We start from the raw sequence: 18,634 nt of genomic DNA, 5'->3' as shown, positions 1-18,634 counted from the left end.
GCTCGCGGGCATGAGGCTGCTCGGGGTGCTCGGCGGGATGAGCTGGACGAGCACGCTGTCGTACTACCGCGGGCTCAACGAGGGCGTCGCGGCGCGGCTCGGGGGGCTGCACTCGGCACGGCTCCTGCTCCACAGCGTCGACTTCGACCCGGTGGCGCGGGCCCAGCACGACGGCGACTGGGACGCCGCGACGGCGGTGCTCACCGCGGCCGCCCGAGGGCTGGCGGCCGGCGGGGCACAGGCGCTGCTGCTGGCCACGAACACGATGCACAAGGTCGCCGGGGCCGTCGAGGACGCCGCCGGCGTGCCGCTGCTGCACATCGCCGACCCCACCGCCGACGCGCTGCTGGCCGACGGGCACCGGCGGGTCGGGCTGCTGGCGACGCGGTTCACGATGGAGGAGGGCTTCTACGTCGGGCGGCTGCGCGAGCGCGGGCTCGAGGTCGTCGTGCCGGACGCCGACGACCGCGACCTGGTGCACCGGGTCATCTACGACGAGCTCGTCCACGACGTCGTGCGCGAGGAGTCCCGGGCGGCCTACCTCGAGGTCGTCGACCGGCTCGCCGCCGCCGGGGCCGAGGCGGTCGTCCTCGGGTGCACCGAGATCGACCTCCTCCTCGAGCCCGGGGACGGCTCGCTCCCGTTCCACGACACGACGGCGCTGCACGTCGCCGCCGGCGTCGACTGGCTCTGCGCCGACTGACCCTCCGCTGGTTCGAGGTATTCGAGCGGTGCACCTCGCCCGGTGAAAACCTCGACGGAGGACGAGCACGGGCCTCGAGGGGGGCGCCGGCCGCGGGTCGAGGTATTCGAGCAGTGCCCCACGCCGGGTGAATACCTCGACGGAGGGCGAGCACCGGGCGCATCCCCGAGCCACGGTGTGTGGTCGGAGCCTGAGGGCTCGGGGCTCAGGGCTCGGCGGTGATGGTGAAGGTCTGGTCCTCGAGCGTCACGACGTCGCCGACGCGGACCTGGCGGCCCCGGCGCGTGTCGACCTCGCCGTTGACGGTGACGAGCCCGCGCTCGATGGTCTCGCGCGCCGTGGCGCCGTCGTCGACGACCCCGGCGAGCTTGAGCAGCTGACCGAGGCGGATCGACTCGTCGCGGATGGGAACCTCGATGGGCGCGCTCACCCGAGCAGGCTAGCCGCCGCGCACGCGCTCGAGCCCGTCGCGCGGTGCGACGGGCTCGAGCGGGAAGTTCGGGTCGGGGCCGCTGGACTGCGGTGGCCGGTGGCGGGCCACCTGCGGTCCTGCGGCCCCGACCTCTCCTCGCCCCCGGGGCCGGGCGACGGTGACCACCCCTTGGTCACCGAAGGGTCAGGAGGCGATGTGCCGGTCCCTGCCGTAGTGCGACTCGCGCTCGTCCTCGGTGAGACCGCCCCAGACCCCGTAGGGCTCGCGGACGGACAAGGCGTGGCTGCGACACTGCTGCAGGACCGGACAGGTGAGACAGATCTCCTTCGCTGCGCTCGCACGGGTGCGTCTCTTGCTCCCGCGCTCGCCCTCGGGGTGGAAGAACACCTCGGGACCGACCCGACGGCACGAGCCCTCGAGCTGCCAGTCCCACAGGTCGGCCACGGGACCAGGAAGTCTGGTGATCTCGGCCATGTGTCCTCCTGCGGTGTGGTGCCACTCCCCGAGCGGCTCTGCATCACGGTAGGAGCGCATTGGTAGGGGGAGGGCAAGCCGTGGGTAAGGCTTTGGTCAACCTCACCCGCGGGCCGCGGCGGGGGTGTCCGGGGGACACAGGAGGAGCCCGTAGAATCAGGCGATGAGCCTCGGACTGGACGAGACCAGCACCTCCGCAGACCACGCCGACCACGCGGGCTCCGCGCCCCAGCCGCCCACCCCGGCCCCCGCGAGCCCCACCGTCGATGCCGGCACGTACGAACCTGCGCCGCCCTCGCCCTTCGCCGCCCTCGGCCTCACGTACGACGACGTCCTGCTCCAGCCGGGCGAGACCGACGTCATCCCGAGCGAGGTCGACACGACCGCCCGCCTCACCCGCGAGATCTCGATCCGCGTCCCGCTCATCTCGGCGGCGATGGACACCGTCACCGAGGCGCGGATGGCGATCGCGATGGCCCGCAACGGCGGCATCGGCATCCTCCACCGCAACCTGTCGATCGAGGACCAGGCCTACCAGGTCGACCTCGTCAAGCGGACCCAGACCGGGATGATCTCCAACCCCGTCACCATCGGCCCCGACGCGACGCTCGAGGAGCTCGACGAGATCTGCGGCCGCTACCGCGTCTCCGGGCTGCCCGTCGTCGACCCCGGCGAGCACCTCCTCGGCATCGTCACCAACCGCGACCTGCGCTTCACCCCGGTGGCCGAGTGGGGCCACACCCTCGTGCGCGACGTCATGACGCCGATGCCGCTCATCACCGGGCAGGTCGGCATCAGCAACGACGAGGCCACCCTCCTGCTGCGCCAGCACAAGCGCGAGCGGCTCCCGATCATCGACGCCGAGGGTCGCCTGCGCGGGCTCATCACCGTCAAGGACTTCGTGAAGTCCGAGCAGTTCCCCCACGCCAGCAAGGACGCCGACGGCCGGCTGCTCGTCGGTGCCGCCGTGGGCTACTTCGGCGAGGCGTGGGAGCGCGCGACGACCCTCGTCGACGCCGGGGTCGACGTCCTCGTCGTCGACACGGCCCACGGCCACGCCCGCCTGCTCCTCGAGATGATCGAGCGGGTCAAGAAGGACCCGGCCACCCGCCACGTCCAGGTCATCGGCGGCAACGTCGCCACCCGCGCGGGTGCCCAGGCGCTCGTCGACGCCGGGGTCGACGCCGTCAAGGTCGGGGTGGGCCCGGGCTCGATCTGCACCACCCGGGTCGTCGCCGGTGTCGGCGTCCCGCAGGTGACGGCGATCTACGAGGCCTCGCTCGCGTGCCGCCCCGCCGGAGTCCCGCTCATCGGCGACGGCGGCCTCCAGTACTCCGGCGACATCGCCAAGGCCCTCGTGGCCGGCGCCGACACCGTCATGGTGGGCTCGCTGCTCGCGGGCTGCGAGGAGTCGCCGGGCGACCTCGTCTTCATCAACGGCAAGCAGTACAAGGCCTACCGCGGCATGGGCTCGCTCGGGGCGATGTCCTCGCGTGGCAAGAAGTCGTACAGCAAGGACCGGTACTTCCAGGCCGACGTCGCGAGCGACGACAAGATCGTCCCCGAGGGGATCGAGGGCCAGGTGGCCTACCGCGGACCGGTGGGTGCCGTGGCCCACCAGCTGATCGGCGGCCTCCACCAGTCGATGTTCTACGTCGGCGCGCGGACCATCCCCGACCTCAAGGCCAAGGGCCGCTTCATCCGGATCACGACCGCGGGCCTGCGCGAGTCGCACCCGCACGACATCACCGGCATCGTCGAGGCGCCGAACTACTCCGGCAAGGGCTGAGCCGCGGCCGCGCCGGGCATTCAGCCCCGGCGGGTGAGGGCGTCGCGGTAGGAGCGCAGCACGGCCCCGCCGTCGGCGGAGCGGTCGACCGAGGTCGCCGCGAGCACCGCCCGGGCGATGGCCTGCGCCACGACGTCGGCAGCGGCGGTCTGGAGGTCGACGAGGTCGATCCGGCTCGGCTCGGCCGCGGTCCCCGTCGAGAGGGCGAAGACGGCGTCGCCGTCGAAGGACGTGTGCACGGGGGAGAGTGCCCGGGCGAAGCCGTCGTGCGCGACTCCGGCGAGCGACTGGCAGCCGGCCTTGGACAGCGGCACGTCGGTCGCGACGACGGCGAGCGTCGTCGCCGTCCCCGCCCGCAGGGCCGCCACGGCCTCCTCCTGCGCGCGGAGGTGCCCGTCGACGGCGTCCTGGTCGGGCACGGGCAGCAGGGCGGCCTCGTCGGGACCGAGCAGGGCGGCGGCGTGCAGCCGACCGGCCCCGTCCCAGGCCGACCCGACGGCGTTGACGACGACGACCGCCCCGACGGTGCCGCCCGTGGGCAGGACGGCCGAGGCCGACCCCACCCCGCCCCGCAGTCCGCCGGTCATCGCCCCGGTCCCGGCGCCGACCGATCCCGCGGTGACCGGGCCGTCGGACGCGGCACGGTAGGCCGCGAGGCCGTCGTCCGGTCCCGGGTGGCGGCGCCAGTGCCCGCCGCGGCCGAGGTCGAAGAGGATGGCCGCGGGCACGATCGGGACGACCTGCCCGGGCTCAGGGCCCACCGGCCAGCCGCGGCCGTCCTCCCAGAGGCCGGCCATGACGCCGTCGGCGCTCGAGAGGCCGAAGGCGCTTCCTCCCGACAGGACGACCGCGTCGACCCGGTCGACGGAGCGGCGCGGGTCGAGCAGGTCGGTCTCCCGGGAGCCGGGGCCGCCACCCCGGACGTCGACGCCCCCGACGGTGCCCGGCGGCGCCACGACCACGGTCACCCCGGTGAGCCACCCCGGCTCGTCACGGGTGGCGTGCCCGACCCGGATGCCCTGGACGTCGGTGATGGCCTGGTGGGGTCCGCTGCGCACGGCCCCAGCATGACGGATGCCGGCCCCGCGCTGGCGGGACCGGCATCCGGTGGTGGTACGGCGGCGTCAGTGCAGGATGACGGGCGGGGCCACGTCGGCGGCCTCGTCGTCGTCGAGCAGGTGCGACACCTCGCGCCTGCGCGGGAGGAGGTACGCCGGCACGAGGGTGAGGCTGAGCAGGATCGCGGCGACCCAGAACGTCGTGCTGAACGCCCCGGCCATCGCGTCGGCGACGGCTGCCTGGAACGCCTCCTGGCCACGGGCGAGGAGGGCGGCGACCTCGGGGAAGCGGGCGGCGATGCCGCCGAGCTGCGCGGGGTCGGTGACCCCGGCCGAGGCCTCGCGGAAGCCGGTCGCGGCCTTGAGGAGCGAGTCGTTGGCGAGGCCGTTGGTGAGGACGACCGACATGATCGCCACGCCGATCGACGAGGCGATCTGCTGGCTGATGTTGAGCAGCGTCGAGCCGCGGGCCACCTCGTGCGAGGTGAGCGTCTTGAGCGCCGACGTCATCAGCGGCATCATCGTCGCGCCCATGCCCAGGCCCATGATGAAGAGCACCGTGAGGATGTAGGCGTAGCTCGTCGAGCCGTCGAGCTGGGTCAGCGCGAACATGCCGCCGGTGATGCCCAGCAGGCCGAAGGGGACGATGCGGCCGACGGGCAGCTTGTCGGTGAGCGCACCGGCGATCGGCATCGTCACCATCGCGCCGAGACCCTGCACGGCCATGAGCCACCCGGCGTCGACCGGCGACTCGCCACGCACCTGCTGGAAGTAGGTGGGGACGAGGAGCAGCCCGCCGAAGAAGGCCGCGGCGAAGAGGAACATCGTGATGATCGAGACCGTGAGGTTGCGGTTGCGGAACAGCCGCAGGTCGAGCAGCGGGTGCGCGGGACGGAAGCTCCAGACGACGAAGCCGGCGACCATGAGCAGCCCGATGACGCCCGGGACGAGGACCTTCGTGGCGAAGAAGGTGCCCTCTCCGGGGATCGACGAGACGCCGTAGAGGAAGAGCGCGAGCCCGGGCGACATCAGGGCCATGCCGACCCAGTCGAAGGACTCCGACGGCTCGGGGCGGTCACCCGGGAGCACGAGGAAGGCGTAGCCGAGGGCGAGCGCGCCGATCGGCAGGTTGATGAGGAAGATCCAGTGCCACGAGTAGTTCTCGATGAGCCAGCCGCCGAGGATCGGGCCGAAGATCGGGCCGAGGAGCATGGGGACGCCGAGGATCGCCATGAGGCGGCCCATCCGGGCCGGGCCCGCGGCGCGGGTCATGATCGTCATGCCGAGCGGCATGAGCATGCCGCCGCCGAGGCCCTGGAGGACGCGGAAGGCGACGAGGAGCTCGATGGAGCTCGCGCTCGCGCACAGGGCGGAGCCGGCCGTGAAGAGCAGGAGCGCCGTCATGTAGAGGCGCTTGGTGCCGAACCGGTCGGCGGCCCAGCCGGTGAGCGGGATGACCGTGGCCAGGGCCAGCGTGTAGCCCGTGACCGTCCACGCGACGGCGGAGTAGGCCAGGGGCTCGCCACCCTCGGCGAAGACGTTCTGGAAGGTCGGCAGCGCGACGTTGACGACGGTGATGTCGAGGATCGACATGATGGCGCCGAGGACGACGACACCGGCGACCTTGAGGACGGCCGCGTCGATCTTCTCGGGGTACTGCGGGGGCGCCACGGGCGCGGACTGAGCTGACACGTTGGCTCCATGTCGAGTGGACGGGACGGCGAACGGGCGCGTCGTCCGGAGACGGCCGCCACCCCTCGCAGGTGGGTGGCGTCATCGCCATGGAGAAGTCTGCACCCTGCCGCCGACAGGCCCCACCACTTTTCGGGTCGCCCACGCCCACGGACGCCGGATTCACAGGTTCGTGGCCCGCGGGAGCCGGAGGCGGGTGCGCACGAGGGCGCCTCGCGGCATCGGTAGGCTGCCCCGGTGACCGAGATCGAGATCGGCCGTGGAAAGCGCGGCCGCCGCGCCTACTCCTTCGACGACATCGCCATCGTGCCCTCGCGGCGCACGCGCGACCCCGAGGAGGTCTCGGTCGGCTGGCAGATCGACGCGTACCACTTCGACATCCCGGTCATCGCCGCGCCGATGGACTCGGTGATCTCGCCGCAGAGCGCGATCGCCCTCGGCAAGCTCGGCGGGCTGCCCGTCCTCGACCTCGAGGGGCTGTGGACCCGCTACGAGGACCCCGCCCCGCTGCTCGCCGAGATCGCCACCCTCGACCCGGCGCTCGCGACCACCCGGATGCAGGAGATCTACCGCACCGAGATCGACCCCGACCTCGTCACCGAGCGGCTGCGCGAGATCCGCGCGTCGGGCGTCACGGTCGCGGGTGCGCTCACCCCGCAGCGCACCCAGCAGCTGTGGAAGACCGTCGTCGACGCCGGCGTCGACCTCTTCGTCATCCGCGGCACCACCGTCTCGGCCGAGCACGTCTCCGGCCGCGCCGAGCCGCTCAACCTCAAGCGCTTCATCTACGAGCTCGACGTCCCCGTCATCGTCGGTGGCGCGGCCTCCTACTCGGCCGCCCTCCACCTCATGCGCACCGGCGCGGCCGGCGTCCTCGTCGGCTTCGGCGGCGGCGCGGCCCACACGACCCGGCGCACCCTGGGCATCCACGCCCCGATGGCGAGCGCCATCGCCGACGTCGCCGCGGCCCGTCGCGACTACCTCGACGAGTCCGGCGGCCGCTACGTCCACGTCATCGCCGACGGCGGGGTCGGGACGAGCGGCGACATCGTCAAGGCCGTCGCGTGCGGCGCCGACGCCGTGATGCTCGGGGCGGCCCTCGCGCGGGCCACCGACGCCCCCGGCCGCGGGTACCACTGGGGTCCCGAGGCCCACCACCCCGAGCTGCCGCGCGGCGAGCGGGTCGAGGTCGGGGCGGTCGCCCCGCTCGAGGAGATCCTCTTCGGCCCCAGCCGGTTCGCCGACGGCACGACGAACCTCGTCGGTGCGCTGCGCCGCGCGATGGCGACGTCGGGCTACCTCGACCTCAAGGAGTTCCAGCGGGTCGAGGTCGTCGTCGCGCCCTACCAGCGCAGCTGACCGGGGGGTCGCACCCCGCCGGCGTCGCATACCCTTGGGAGGTATGAGGACCACGCCCGCCGCCGGAGCCTCCGCGGCCCTGCGCCGTGCGGTCCTCCTGCTGCCGCTCGTGGCCGGCGTCCTCGCGATGCACGTCCTGTTCCTGTGCGCGGAGGGCGGCTCCGGCCCCGGCGAGACGGCGTCGCACGCCCGGCACGGGTCCACGCACGCGTCGTCGTCGATGGGTTCACCCGGCCACCACGTGCCGTCGCTGCCGTCCGTGCCGGACGTCGAGGACCGGCTCGGCATCTCACCCGAGGCGCCGGCGGGAGCCCTGGCCGCGTGTCTCGCCGTGCTCGTCGCGGCGGCGCTGCTCCGGGCCACCGGGTCGCCGTGGCGGTCCCGCGGCCGGGGTCCCGGCTCCCGGAGGCAGAGCGCACCGCTCCTCGCCATGACGCACCCACCGCCGCGCCCGGTGGGCGGACTCCTCCTCTGTGTGTCCCGGACGTAGGCGGGCTCGTCCCCCCGACCCGTCCGAGAACCACTGCCAGAGAGGCTGATCCACCATGACCACCACCAGGAGAACCACCACCCGGATCGTTGCGGCCGCCGCCGCCTCGACCCTCGCCCTCGCGACGTCGGCCTGCAGCACCGACGACGGCCATCGAGGGGGCCACGGCTCGATGATGGGCGCCGCGACCCCGTCGTCGTCCACCGCGGCCGACCACAACCAGGCCGACCTCATGTTCAGCATGATGATGGTGCCGCACCACCTCCAGGCCATCGAGATGTCCGACCTCGTCCCCGACCGCACCGGCAGCGCGGGGCTGCGCGACCTCGCCGAGCGGATCAGGGGCGCGCAGCAGCCGGAGGTCGACCGGATGACCGGCTGGCTCGAGGAGTGGGGCACGGCGCCGATGACCGGGTCGATGGACGGCCACGCGATGGGCGGGATGGGCGGGATGATGAGCGCCGAGGACCTGCGCGACCTCGCGGCCCTGCGCGGTGCCGCGTTCGACCTGACCTGGCTCGAGATGATGGTCGAGCACCACGAGGGCGCCGTCGTCATGGCGCGCGACGTCCTGCGGCAGGGGCGGCACGCCGGCACGAGGGAGCTCGCTGAGCAGATCATCGTCGCGCAGCAGGCGGAGATCGCCGAGATGAGGGCCATGCTCGCCGGGTGACCGGACGACCGGCCGACGACCGGCCGACGGCCGTTCGGCGACCGGTTCGTGGCTTCACGTGTCGGACCCGCCCAGCGGTGGTTACCCTGCGGTAATGGCCGACGTCATCGCTGACCCGGAGACCGATCCCCGCGCGACCTGGGCGGTGGACCCGTCCCGGGTCCGCGACCTCACGGCGAGGGCGGTGGCCTCCGGGAGCGGCGGTGAGCTGCGCACGGTGACCCCGATGACGGGCGCGCCGCTGGCGGTGCTCCCCGTCGCGGACGCGGGCGACGTCGCCACCGCGGTGCAGGTCGCCCGGCGGGCCCAGCGCGCGTGGGCCCGGGTGCCGGTCGCCGAGCGGGCCGCCGTCCTCCTGCGCTTCCACGACCTGGTCCTCGACCGGCAGTCCGACCTCCTCGACCTCGTCCAGCTCGAGGCGGGCAAGGCCCGCGGGCACGCCTTCGAGGAGGTGGCCGACTGCGCCGTCGCCGCCCGGCACTACGGGCGGACGGCGGCGGGCTACCTCCGGCCGCAGCGCCACCTCGGGGCCCTCCCGCTGCTGACCCGCACCGTGGAGCACCACCGGCCGCGCGGTGTCGTCGGCGTGGTCTCGCCGTGGAACTACCCCCTGAGCCTGGCCCTCACCGACGCCCTGCCCGCCCTCGTCGCGGGCAACGCCGTCGTGCTGCGGCCCGACCCGCAGGGCTCCCTCACCGCCCTCGCCGGTGTCGCCCTCCTCGTCGAGGCCGGGCTGCCGGCCGACCTCCTCCAGGTCGTCCTCGGCCCGGGCGAGCCCACCGGACAGGCGGTCGTCGACCAGGTCGACTACGTGTGCTTCACCGGCTCGACGGCGACGGGGCGCAAGGTGGCCCAGGTGGCCGGGCGCCGCCTCGTCGGCGCGAGCCTCGAGCTCGGCGGCAAGAACACGATGTACGTCGCCGCCGACGCCGACCTCGACCGCGCGGTCCCGGGCGCCGTGCGCGCGTGCTTCGCCTCGGCGGGGCAGCTGTGCATCAGCGTCGAGCGGCTCGCGGTCCACCGCGACGTCGCGGCCGAGTTCGTCCCGCGGTTCGTCGCGGCGGTCGAGGCGATGACGATCTCGACCGGGCTGCACTGGGGCCCCGACATGGGCAGCCTCGTCAACGAGTCGCAGCTCGAGCGGTTCCTCGACCACGTCGACGACGCCGTCGCCAAGGGCGCCCGGGTCCTCACCGGGGGCCGCGCCCGCGCCGACCTCGGCCCGTTCGTCGTCGAGCCGACCGTCCTCGAGGGCGTCACCGCGGCGATGGCCTGCCGCGACGAGGAGACCTTCGGGCCCCTCGTGGCGATCCACACCGTGGCCTCCGACGACGACGCCGTCCGCCTGGCCAACGACACCGAGTACGGGCTCAACGCCTCGGTGTGGACCCGCGACGTGCGCCGCGGCCGCGAGCTCGCCGCCCGGATCGAGGCGGGAACGGTCAACGTCAACGAGGGCTACGCGGCCACGTGGGGCAGCATCGGCTCGCCGATGGGCGGGATGAAGGCCTCCGGGGTCGGGCGACGGCACGGCCGCGAGGGCATCCTCAAGTACACCGAGAGCCAGACGGTCTCCTCGCAGCACGTCATCGGCATCGCGCCGCTGCCCCGGCAGTCCGACGAGGCGTTCGCCCGCACCCTGACGCTCGCGCTGCGGGCGATGAAGGCCGTGGGCCTGACGTGAGCGCCCCCGCACCGGACGCAGGCGTCGACGTCGACACCGGCGGCGACACCGGCGTGGACACCGGCGTCGATGTCGACGTCGTCGTCGTGGGCTCCGGGTTCGGCGGTTCGGTCACCGCACTACGGCTGGCGGAGAAGGGTCTTCGCGTCCTCGTGCTCGAGGCCGGGCGGCGGTTCGAGGACGAGGACTTCGCCCGCACCTCGTGGGACGTCCCGCGCTACCTCTGGGCCCCGCGGCTCGGGTGCTACGGGGTGCAGCGCATCCACCGCCTGCCGGACGTCGTCGTCCTCGCGGGGGCCGGGGTGGGGGGTGGGTCGCTCAACTACGCGAACACCCTCTACACGCCGCCCCGGGCGTTCTTCGAGGACCCGCAGTGGGCCGACGTCACCGACTGGGAGGCCGAGCTCGCGCCGCACTACGCCACGGCGCGGCGGATGCTCGGCGAGTCCGAGCACCCCTGTGACGGACCGGTGGAGGACGCGATGAGGCGCACCGCCGAGGCGATGGGGGTCGGGGACACCTTCCGCAGGACGCCGGTGGCCGTGTACTTCGGGCGGCCGGGGGAGACCGTCGACGACCCCTACTTCGGTGGCGCCGGACCCCGCCGGACCGGCTGCACCCAGTGCGGCAACTGCATGGTCGGCTGCCGCGTGGGGGCCAAGAACACCCTCGTGAAGAACTACCTCGCGCTCGCCGAGGGCCTCGGCGTCGAGATCCGGCCGATGCGCACGGTGACCCGGGTGGGGGTCGTCCCCGGGTCGGAGGAGGGGGGCGCGCCGGTCCACCGCGTCCTCCACGAGCGCACCGGCCCGGTGCCCGGGCGTGACCGGCAGGTCGTCACGGCCCGGCACGTCGTCCTCGCGGCCGGCACCTGGGGCACCCAGGCGCTGCTCCACGCGATGCGCGACGAGGGCGAGCTCCCACGGCTGTCCGACCGGCTGGGACACCTGACGCGGACCAACTCCGAGGCGCTGCTCGGGGCCATGGTCGACCGCGTCCCCGAGGGGGTCGACCTCTCACGCGGGCTCGCCATCACGACGTCGTTCCACCCCGACGAGCACACCCACGTCGAGAACGTCCGGTACGGCAAGGGGTCGAACGCCATGGGCCTTCTCGCGACGGTCGCGGTGCCCGGGGGGACCGGTCGCCCGCGGTGGGTCGAGGCGCTGCGCGCCGTGGTCCGCGACCCCCGCCCGCTCCTGCGCGTCTCGCCGATCGTGCGGCGGTTCAGCGAGCGGATGGTCATCGGGCTCGTCATGCAGAGCCACGACAACAGCCTGCGGGTCTCCGGCCGCCGCGGCCTGTTCGGCCGCACGCTCACCTCGACCCAGGGGCACAGCGAGCCCAACCCCACCCACATCCCCGCGGGCGCTCGCTCGATGGAGGTGCTCGCCGAGCAGCTGTCGGAGGCCACCGGCCGCTACGCCACGACCGGAGGGTCCTGGTTCGACGTCCTCGACGTGCCGATGACGGCCCACTTCCTCGGCGGGGCACCCATCGGCTCGACGCCCGAGCGCGGGGTCATCGACCCGTTCCACCGGGTGTGGGGGTACCCCGGCCTCCACGTCGTCGACGGCGCCGCCGTGTCGGCCAACCTCGGGGTCAACCCGTCGCTGACGATCACCGCGCAGGCCGAGCGCGCGATGTCGCTGTGGCCGCGGGCCGGCGAGCCCGACCGGCGGCCCTCACAGGCCGAGCTGCTCGCACCCGGCACTGACCGCGTGTCGGTGGCGGCGGCGACGATGGCGGGGTGAGCAGGGCGGAGGAGCGGTCGTGGTCCTTCCGTGCGCCCCTGTGGCGCTGGCGCGAGGGCGCCTGGCGCTTCGTCACGGTGCCCGAGGACGTCAGCGACGAGGTCGACGAGGTGGTCGGTGACGCGACGGGAGGGTTCGGCTCGGTCCGCGTCGAGGTCACCGTCGGCGGGTCGGTCTGGCGCACGTCCCTCTTCCCGTCCGCCGAGGCCGGCGCCTTCGTGCTGCCGGTCAAGAAGGCGGTGCGCACCCGCGAGGGCCTCGACGACGACGCCGTCGCCGAGGTGACGATCCGGCTCGTCGAGCGCTGAGTGCCGACGCGCCGATCGCGATCACCCTGCACCCCTGACCGGGCCCGGCGCCCCCTCCGGGATACAGTCGTCGCAGATGCCGCCGGTGGCACCCCTGCGCCGCCGGCGGCATCGCCATTCCTCGACCACGGGACCCGCTCTTGACGAACCTGACCGACACGGTCATCGGCATCATCGAGTCGATCGGTGAGGTCGGTGTGGGGCTGCTCATCGCCCTCGAGACGATCCTGCCGCCGATCCCGTCCGAGGTCATCCTCCCGTTCGCCGGGTTCGCCGCCCAGGACGGCACGCTCAACGCCTACCTCGCCTGGGCCTGCGCGACCGTCGGCTCCCTCGCGGGGGCCATGGTCCTCTACCTCCTCGGTGTGCGGTTCAGCTACGAGCGGCTGCACCACCTCGCCGAGCGGAAGTGGTTCTTCCTCTTCGGGGTCCGCGACCTCGAGCGCGGGATGCGGTTCTTCGACGACCACGGCAGCGCGGTCGTCCTCGTCGGGCGGTTCATCCCCTTCATCCGCTCGGTCGTCTCGGTGCCCGCGGGGCTCGACGCGATGCCGCTGCCCCGCTTCCTCGCCCTCACGGCGCTGGGCAGCGGGATCTGGAACGCGGTCTTCATCGCCGTCGGCTTCCGGCTCGGCGCCGAGTACGAGGTCGTCGAGCGGTACGTGGGTCCGGTCGGCAAGGGCGTCGTGGCGGTGCTGGCCCTCGTGCTCGTCTGGCTCGTCGTGCGCCGGCTGCGCGAGAGCCGGGCCGCCGAGGACGGCAGCGAGCATGACGAGCAGGACGAGCAGGACGAGCAGGACGAGCAGGACGAGCAGGACGAGCACGACGGGCAGGGCGACCTGGACGAGCGGGCCCCGGCCGCGCGGGACGCCTAGGGCGCCTCAGCCCTCGTCGCGCCAGGAGCGCCACAGGGCGGCGTAGGACCCGTCGCGCTCGATGAGCTCGTCGTGCGACCCGAGCTCGCTGACGAGGCCGTCCTCGACGACCGCGACCCGGTCGGCGTCGTGCGCGGTGTGCAGCCGGTGCGCGATGGCGACGACGGTGCGTCCCTCGACGACCGCGGCGAGGGAGCGCTCGAGGTGCCGGGCCGCCCGCGGGTCGAGCAGCGAGGTCGCCTCGTCGAGGACGAGGGTGTGCGGGTCGGCGAGGACGAGGCGCGCCAGGGCGACCTGCTGCGCCTGCGCCTCCGAGAGCTCGTGCCCCCCGGAGCCGACGACCGTGGCCAGGCCGGCCGGCAGCGCCCGCGCCCACTCGAGCGCGTCGACCGCGGTGAGGGCGTCCTCGAGCTCGGCGTCGGTGGCGGTGGGCCGGGGGAGGCGGAGGTTCTCGGCGAGGGTGCCGACGAAGACGTGGTGCTCCTGGGTGACGAGGGCGACCTCGCCGCGCAGGGTCGTCAGCTCGAGGTCGACGAGCGGGACCCCGCCGGCAGCGACCCGGCCGGACCGCGGCCCGTCGATCCCGGCCATGAGGCGCCCGAGCGTCGACTTGCCGGCGCCGGAGGGCCCGACGATGGCGAGGCGCTCGCCCGGGACGAGGTCGAGCGAGACTCCGTGGAGGACGTCGCGGCCCTCGCGGTAGGCGTACCGGACGTCCTCGACCTCGACCTGCTCGCCGTCGGGGACCGCCCCGGTGGCGACCCGGTCGGCGGGGACCTCGGCGACGCCGAGGATCCGCGAGAGCGAGGTCGCGGCGAACTGGATCTCGTCGAGCATCCCGACGAGCTCGCCGAGGGGGTCGAGGAGGCGCTGGACGTAGAGGACGACCGCGGTCGCGGCGGCCACCGAGATCGTGTCCTGCCAGACGAGGAACCCTCCCCACATGAGCGTGCCCGCGATGGGGACGAAGAACCCGACCTCGAGCCAGGGGAACCAGCGCAGCCGCATGCCCGTGGTGTAGCGCTCGGCGTCGTGGCTCTCGCGGACGGCCTCGGCGAACCGCTCCCCGCGCACGTCCTGGAGACCGAGCGCGTCGACGGTGGCCGCCCCCTCGACGGTCTCGGCCGCGACGCCGTTGAGCCGCGCGTACGTCGCGTGCTCCCACAGGTACCCCGGACCGGCGACCTTGAGGTAGCGGCGGGTGGGGAACCACCACACGAGCGGGGTGAGGAGCAGCGGCAGGGCCGCCAGGGGCGAGGTGAGGATCGTCGCCCCGGCGATGACGACCGCGGTCATGCACGACACGACGATCGTCGGCACACCGAAGCGGATGACGTAGCTGATGGCGTCGACGTCGTTCGTCGTCCGGGCGAGGAGGTCGCCGGTCCCGGCCCGCTCGACGGTGGACAGGGGCAGGCGGACGGCGGACCCGACGAAGTCCTCGCGCAGCCGTGCGAACACCCGCTCGGACAGCACGAACGAGCTGCGGCGGGCCACCCAGGTGACGACGGCCTCGACGACGACGGCCCCGGCGAGGAGGAGGACGAGCCGGTTGACCCGCTCGAGGCTCGCCGTGCCGTCCGTCAGGGACCCGACGACCTGCCCGATGACCCACGGACCGGCGAGCCCGACGACCGCGGCCACGGCGTGCCAGAGCAGGACCCACAGCAGCGGGCCCCGGTGCTCGCGGAGCAGGACGCCGACGTGCCGGCGCACCACCGCGGCACTCGCGATCGGCAGGGTGCGCCGGGCGTGGTCGGTCTTCTCGCGCAGCGGCGCCATCAGTCCTCCCCCCGCACCACGACGTGGCGGTAGGCGGCCGAGCGGCGCATCAGCTCGCGGTGGCTGCCGCGCTCGGTCGCGCGGCCGTCCTCGAGGAGGACGACGTCGTCCGCCCGGTCGAGCATCAGCGGGCTGGCCGTGACGACGAGCGTCGTGCGGCCCTTGCGGTGCTGGGCGAGGCGCTCGGCGATGCGGGCCTCGGTGTGGGCGTCGACGGCGCTCGTCGGCTCGACGAGGACGAGGACGTCGACGTCGCGCAGCAGCGAGCGGGCCAGGGCCAGCCGCTGGCGCTGGCCGCCCGAGAGCGAGCGGCCGCGCTCCTCGACCTCGCCGTCGAGGCCGCCGTCGATGGCGACGAGGACGTCCTCGGCGTCGGCGACGAGCAGTGCGGCCGTGCGGGCGTCGTCGTCGGCCCCGCCGAGCTCGGTGCGCACCGCCCCGCTGAACAGGCGGGGGTCGGGCTGGGAGACGAGCACGTGCTCGCGCACGACGCGCACGGGCAGGTCGTCGAGGGCGACGGCGCCCCAGCGGACCCCGTGCTCGCCGGGGGTGGTGCGGCCGACTCTGGCCGCGACGGCCGCGGTCTCCTCGGGGCGGGCGCTGACGACGGCCGTCATCCGGCCGGGGAGGACCTCGACCCCCGACACGGGGTCGACGAGGGTCGCCCCCTCGACGAGCTGCTCGACCTCGCGTCGCAGCACGGGGTCGGTGGCGGCGGTGTCGACGGCGTGGTCGGGCTCGACGGCGAGGATCCTCGCGATGCGCCGCGCGGCGACCCGGGTGGAGATGAACTTGTCGGCGAACTCGACCGCGGTCTGCAGCGGCATCGTGAGGAAGGCTGTGTAGCCGTAGAAGGCGACGAGCTGCCCTGGGGTGATCTCGCCCGTCACCGCGAGGCGGGCCCCGACGGCGGTGACGACGAGGACGAAGATCCCCGGCAGGAGCACCTGGGCGGCGTCGAGCGTCGCCTGGGTCCCGGCGACGCGCACGCCGGCGAGGCGGACGGCCTCCGACTGGTCGCGGTAGCGGGCGAGGAAGGCGTCCTCACCGCCGATGCCGCGTAGGACGCGCAGCCCGGCGACGGTGTCGGCCCCGAGGGCCGTGAGCTTGCCGGCCTGCTCGCGCTGGGCGCTCTGTCGGCGCTGCAGGGGCTTCATGACGAAGGCGAGCGACGCGACGAGCAGCGGCCCGCCGACGAGCATGATGAGGCCGAGCAGGACCGACCCGTTGAGCAGGACGACCGCGACGACGACGAACGAGACGATCGCACCCATGAAGCGGGCGAACACGTCGAAGGTGTGGCCCATCCGGCCGAAGTCGCTCGTGAAGCTCGCGAGGACCTCGCCGGCGGGCATCGCGCGGGTCAGCGCGGGACCGGCCCGGCGGACGGCGCGGTCGACGACGACGCCCGAGCGGAAGGCCGCGACGAGCCAGTTCTGGACCGCGAACCAGTGGCGCCCGTTCCCCGTGGCCGCGGAGACGAGACCGAGCCCGACCACCGCGAGGCTCCACGTGACGAGGGAGGAGGTGTCGCGCGCGACGATGCCCGAGTCGACGGCACGGCCGATCGCGGCGGGGATCAGCGCCGTGGCGAGCATCCACGGGATGCCGCAGGCGGCTCCGGCCAGGAGCGTGCGCCACTGCCGGCGGGCGAGCCAGACGAGGAGGCGGTCGGCGTCGGCCGGGGCGTCCTCGTGCGGCTCGACGCCGTAACGCCAGGGCGGTCGGGTGGGCACGATGAGCAACGCTACGGGGGTGCGTCGGCATCAGCCACCGACTTTCGGGCGTGGTGGGCGGTCGGGCTCGATCCGCCTGTGCCGCATCCTCGTTCGTCAGGCCTCGTCGTCGCCTCGGGGTTCGACGACCCACGGGTCCCCGACGGCGATGTCACCGGAGACGAGCACCCGCAGGATCGTCCCGGCGCGGTCGTGCAGCGCCCGCGCCGCCCCGGGCGCGATCTCGTCGTCGAGGATGCGGCACGGGGCGGCCTTGCGGACGACCTCGAGGACGGCCCCGCCCACCGTGACCCGGGTCCCCGGCCGGGTCGGGACCCCGCCGTGGCTCAGCGTGACGTTGCGCCGCGTCCCCCCGAACGGGACCGGCGCGCCGAGGCGCTCGGTCGCCTCCGCGAGCTCGGAGGCCGACTGCACGCTGACGTGGCGGTGCCGGGTCCCGTGGTAGCGGTCGCCGACGAGGCCGGCACCCTCCTCCGCGTGGACCCGGTCGGTGGGACGCATCGGCAGCCGGCGCCCCTTCGCCAGGTGGATCGCCACGACGACGGGCTGCTCCTCGCTCGGCTCGCTCACCCCTCCATCCTCGCCGAGGGCCGTCACGTAGCCTCGGAGGGTGCTGCGGACCGCCCTGACACCGAGGTTCCTCGGGCTGCTCGGGGTCGTCCTCGTCGTCGCGGTCGCGTTCGTCCTCCTCGGCCGCTGGCAGCTCGGGGTGGCCGAGTCGACGGCGCACCGCGAGGCCGTCGAGGAGGCCCGGTCGCGCACCCCGGTCGCGCTCACGAGCGTGCTGCGACCGCACGAGCGCTTCCCCGGAGAGCTGTCCTCCCGCCCGGTCACGGCCACGGGGAGCTACACCGACGGCCAGGTCCTCGTCCCGGACCGGAGGCTCGCGGGCCGCCCCGGCTCGTGGGTCGTCACCCCCTTCGTCGTCGACGGGTCGGGCGGCACCATCGCGGTGCTGCGCGGGTTCGTCGAGGACGCCGTAGCCGCCGGTGCGCCGCCCCCGGGCCGGCTCACCCTGCGCGGCGGCCTGGCGCCGGGGGAGTCACCGACCCGGACCCCGGTGGGGCCGGGGGAGATCGGCTCGGTCGACCTGTCGATCCTCGTCAACACCTGGCCCGGTGACCTCTACAACGGCTTCGTCTTCCTCGAGGCCGAGGACCCTGCGGCCGGCACGCAGCTGACGAAGGTGCCGACCCCGGTGGGGGACACCGGGATCCGTTGGCGCAACGCGGCGTACGCGGTGCAGTGGTGGATCTTCGCCGGGTTCGCCCTCTGGCTGTGGTGGCGGATGGTCCGCGACGAGTCCCGCCGGGAGGCCCCTGCCGACCGTGCCCGAACGGGGGCAGCCGGCACCCCGCCCTCCGGGGCCGACGCGGCCACCCCGGTGCGCGCGGGGGACAATGGTCCGCGTGACGACGCCTGACCCCAGCACCGAGACCCCCGCCACCGCGCCCTCCGCCGCGGCGCCCACGGCCCTGCGCATCGACGACGTCGACGGCACCCGGACCCGGCTGACCTTCTTCAAGGTCATGGCCTTCGTCGTCGGGATCGGGCTCCTCGTCCTCGTCGTCGAGATGGTCCTGTCCTACGGCTTCGACCTCAAGGGGACCGACAACCCCCTCCACTGGTGGCCGCAGCCGCACGGCTTCGTCTACATGGTCTACCTCGTCGCCACGGCGCTGCTCGGGTTCAAGGTGGGCTGGTCGCTGACGAGGATGGTCCTCGTCATGCTGGCCGGCTGCGTGCCGTTCCTCTCGTTCTGGGTCGAGCGCCGCGTGGCGGGCGAGGTCGAGGCCGGGCTCGCTGCCGCGCGACAGTAGCCTT

General features: G+C 74.1%; 18 protein-coding genes. 11 read left to right on the top strand and 7 right to left on the bottom strand.

The genetic code is table 11. The annotated features are described in order from the left end of the window. Positions 1–10 precede the first annotated feature (10 nt). Complete coding sequence (locus ACFWN3_RS05955) at positions 11–703, top strand: aspartate/glutamate racemase family protein (RefSeq protein WP_377644362.1); 693 nt, start codon at positions 11–13, stop codon at positions 701–703. Between the two features lie 205 nt (positions 704–908). Here ACFWN3_RS05955 and ACFWN3_RS05950 read toward each other — a convergent pair whose 3' ends face one another. After that, the gene (locus ACFWN3_RS05950) at positions 909–1,133 is read right to left on the bottom strand and encodes an RNA-binding S4 domain-containing protein (protein WP_377644361.1); all 225 of its coding nucleotides are present in this window, start codon (positions 1,131–1,133) and stop codon (positions 909–911) included. Between the two features lie 186 nt (positions 1,134–1,319). Continuing rightward, complete coding sequence (locus ACFWN3_RS05945; RefSeq protein ID WP_377644359.1) at positions 1,320–1,610, bottom strand: WhiB family transcriptional regulator; 291 nt, start codon at positions 1,608–1,610, stop codon at positions 1,320–1,322. Between the two features lie 163 nt (positions 1,611–1,773). Between ACFWN3_RS05945 and guaB the strand changes: the two genes are divergently transcribed. Then, positions 1,774–3,399, top strand: a complete 1,626-nt coding sequence (gene guaB / locus ACFWN3_RS05940; RefSeq protein ID WP_377644357.1) for an IMP dehydrogenase — start codon at positions 1,774–1,776, stop codon at positions 3,397–3,399. Between the two features lie 20 nt (positions 3,400–3,419). Here guaB and ACFWN3_RS05935 read toward each other — a convergent pair whose 3' ends face one another. After that, positions 3,420–4,457 (bottom strand): P1 family peptidase, encoded by a 1,038-nt coding sequence (locus tag ACFWN3_RS05935; protein ID WP_377644355.1) that lies wholly within the window; start codon positions 4,455–4,457, stop codon positions 3,420–3,422. Positions 4,458–4,523: 66 nt separating this feature from the next. Further along, positions 4,524–6,149, bottom strand: a complete 1,626-nt coding sequence (locus ACFWN3_RS05930) for a DHA2 family efflux MFS transporter permease subunit (protein ID WP_377644354.1) — start codon at positions 6,147–6,149, stop codon at positions 4,524–4,526. Between the two features lie 237 nt (positions 6,150–6,386). On the opposite strand from ACFWN3_RS05930, the gene ACFWN3_RS05925 reads away from it, so the two are divergent. The 7 genes from ACFWN3_RS05925 (at position 6,387) to ACFWN3_RS05895 (ending at position 13,292) form a co-directional block, all read left to right on the top strand. After that, the gene (locus ACFWN3_RS05925) at positions 6,387–7,508 is read left to right on the top strand and encodes a GuaB3 family IMP dehydrogenase-related protein (RefSeq protein WP_377644352.1); all 1,122 of its coding nucleotides are present in this window, start codon (positions 6,387–6,389) and stop codon (positions 7,506–7,508) included. Positions 7,509–7,551: 43 nt separating this feature from the next. Beyond that, positions 7,552–7,998, top strand: coding sequence for a hypothetical protein (locus tag ACFWN3_RS05920; RefSeq protein WP_377644350.1), 447 nt, complete (start codon positions 7,552–7,554; stop codon positions 7,996–7,998). 55 nt (positions 7,999–8,053) lie between these two features. Then, the gene (locus tag ACFWN3_RS05915) at positions 8,054–8,671 is read left to right on the top strand and encodes a DUF305 domain-containing protein (RefSeq protein WP_377644349.1); all 618 of its coding nucleotides are present in this window, start codon (positions 8,054–8,056) and stop codon (positions 8,669–8,671) included. Between the two features lie 94 nt (positions 8,672–8,765). Continuing rightward, positions 8,766–10,355 carry a succinic semialdehyde dehydrogenase gene (locus tag ACFWN3_RS05910; RefSeq protein WP_377644347.1) on the top strand — a complete coding sequence of 530 codons (1,590 nt, stop codon included), beginning with the start codon at positions 8,766–8,768 and terminating at the stop codon, positions 10,353–10,355. Between the two features lie 53 nt (positions 10,356–10,408). After that, positions 10,409–12,109, top strand: coding sequence for a GMC oxidoreductase (locus tag ACFWN3_RS05905; RefSeq protein ID WP_377645537.1), 1,701 nt, complete (start codon positions 10,409–10,411; stop codon positions 12,107–12,109). After that, entirely contained in the window at positions 12,106–12,417 is a 312-nt protein-coding gene (locus ACFWN3_RS05900; protein WP_377644345.1) for a DUF1905 domain-containing protein, read from the top strand. The genes ACFWN3_RS05905 and ACFWN3_RS05900 overlap by 4 nt, the downstream gene beginning before the upstream one ends. A 140-nt stretch (positions 12,418–12,557) precedes the next feature. Next, positions 12,558–13,292, top strand: coding sequence for a DedA family protein (locus ACFWN3_RS05895; protein ID WP_377644344.1), 735 nt, complete (start codon positions 12,558–12,560; stop codon positions 13,290–13,292). A 6-nt stretch (positions 13,293–13,298) separates the two neighbouring features. On the opposite strand, the gene ACFWN3_RS05890 is transcribed toward ACFWN3_RS05895, so the two are convergent. The 3 genes from ACFWN3_RS05890 to ACFWN3_RS05880 all read right to left on the bottom strand — a co-directional run bounded on the left by ACFWN3_RS05890 (position 13,299) and on the right by ACFWN3_RS05880 (position 17,380). Further along, positions 13,299–15,074 (bottom strand): ABC transporter ATP-binding protein, encoded by a 1,776-nt coding sequence (locus tag ACFWN3_RS05890; RefSeq protein WP_377644342.1) that lies wholly within the window; start codon positions 15,072–15,074, stop codon positions 13,299–13,301. Next, positions 15,074–16,810 (bottom strand): ABC transporter ATP-binding protein, encoded by a 1,737-nt coding sequence (locus tag ACFWN3_RS05885; RefSeq protein WP_377644340.1) that lies wholly within the window; start codon positions 16,808–16,810, stop codon positions 15,074–15,076. The genes ACFWN3_RS05890 and ACFWN3_RS05885 overlap by 1 nt, the downstream gene beginning before the upstream one ends. A gap of 96 nt (positions 16,811–16,906) precedes the next feature. After that, positions 16,907–17,380, bottom strand: a complete 474-nt coding sequence (locus tag ACFWN3_RS05880) for an MOSC domain-containing protein (RefSeq protein ID WP_377644339.1) — start codon at positions 17,378–17,380, stop codon at positions 16,907–16,909. 40 nt (positions 17,381–17,420) lie between these two features. Here ACFWN3_RS05880 and ACFWN3_RS05875 point away from each other — a divergent pair, with 40 nt between their 5' ends. Both ACFWN3_RS05875 and ACFWN3_RS05870 read left to right on the top strand, forming a co-directional pair. After that, the gene (locus ACFWN3_RS05875) at positions 17,421–18,233 is read left to right on the top strand and encodes an SURF1 family protein (RefSeq protein WP_377644337.1); all 813 of its coding nucleotides are present in this window, start codon (positions 17,421–17,423) and stop codon (positions 18,231–18,233) included. Between the two features lie 106 nt (positions 18,234–18,339). Further along, complete coding sequence (locus tag ACFWN3_RS05870) at positions 18,340–18,630, top strand: DUF3817 domain-containing protein (RefSeq protein WP_377645535.1); 291 nt, start codon at positions 18,340–18,342, stop codon at positions 18,628–18,630. Positions 18,631–18,634 lie beyond the last annotated feature (4 nt).

The organism is Oryzobacter terrae, from assembly GCF_042756445.1.
GTDB classification, from domain to species: domain Bacteria; phylum Actinomycetota; class Actinomycetes; order Actinomycetales; family Dermatophilaceae; genus Oryzobacter; species Oryzobacter terrae.
This window is presented reverse-complemented; position numbering and strand designations above follow the sequence as displayed.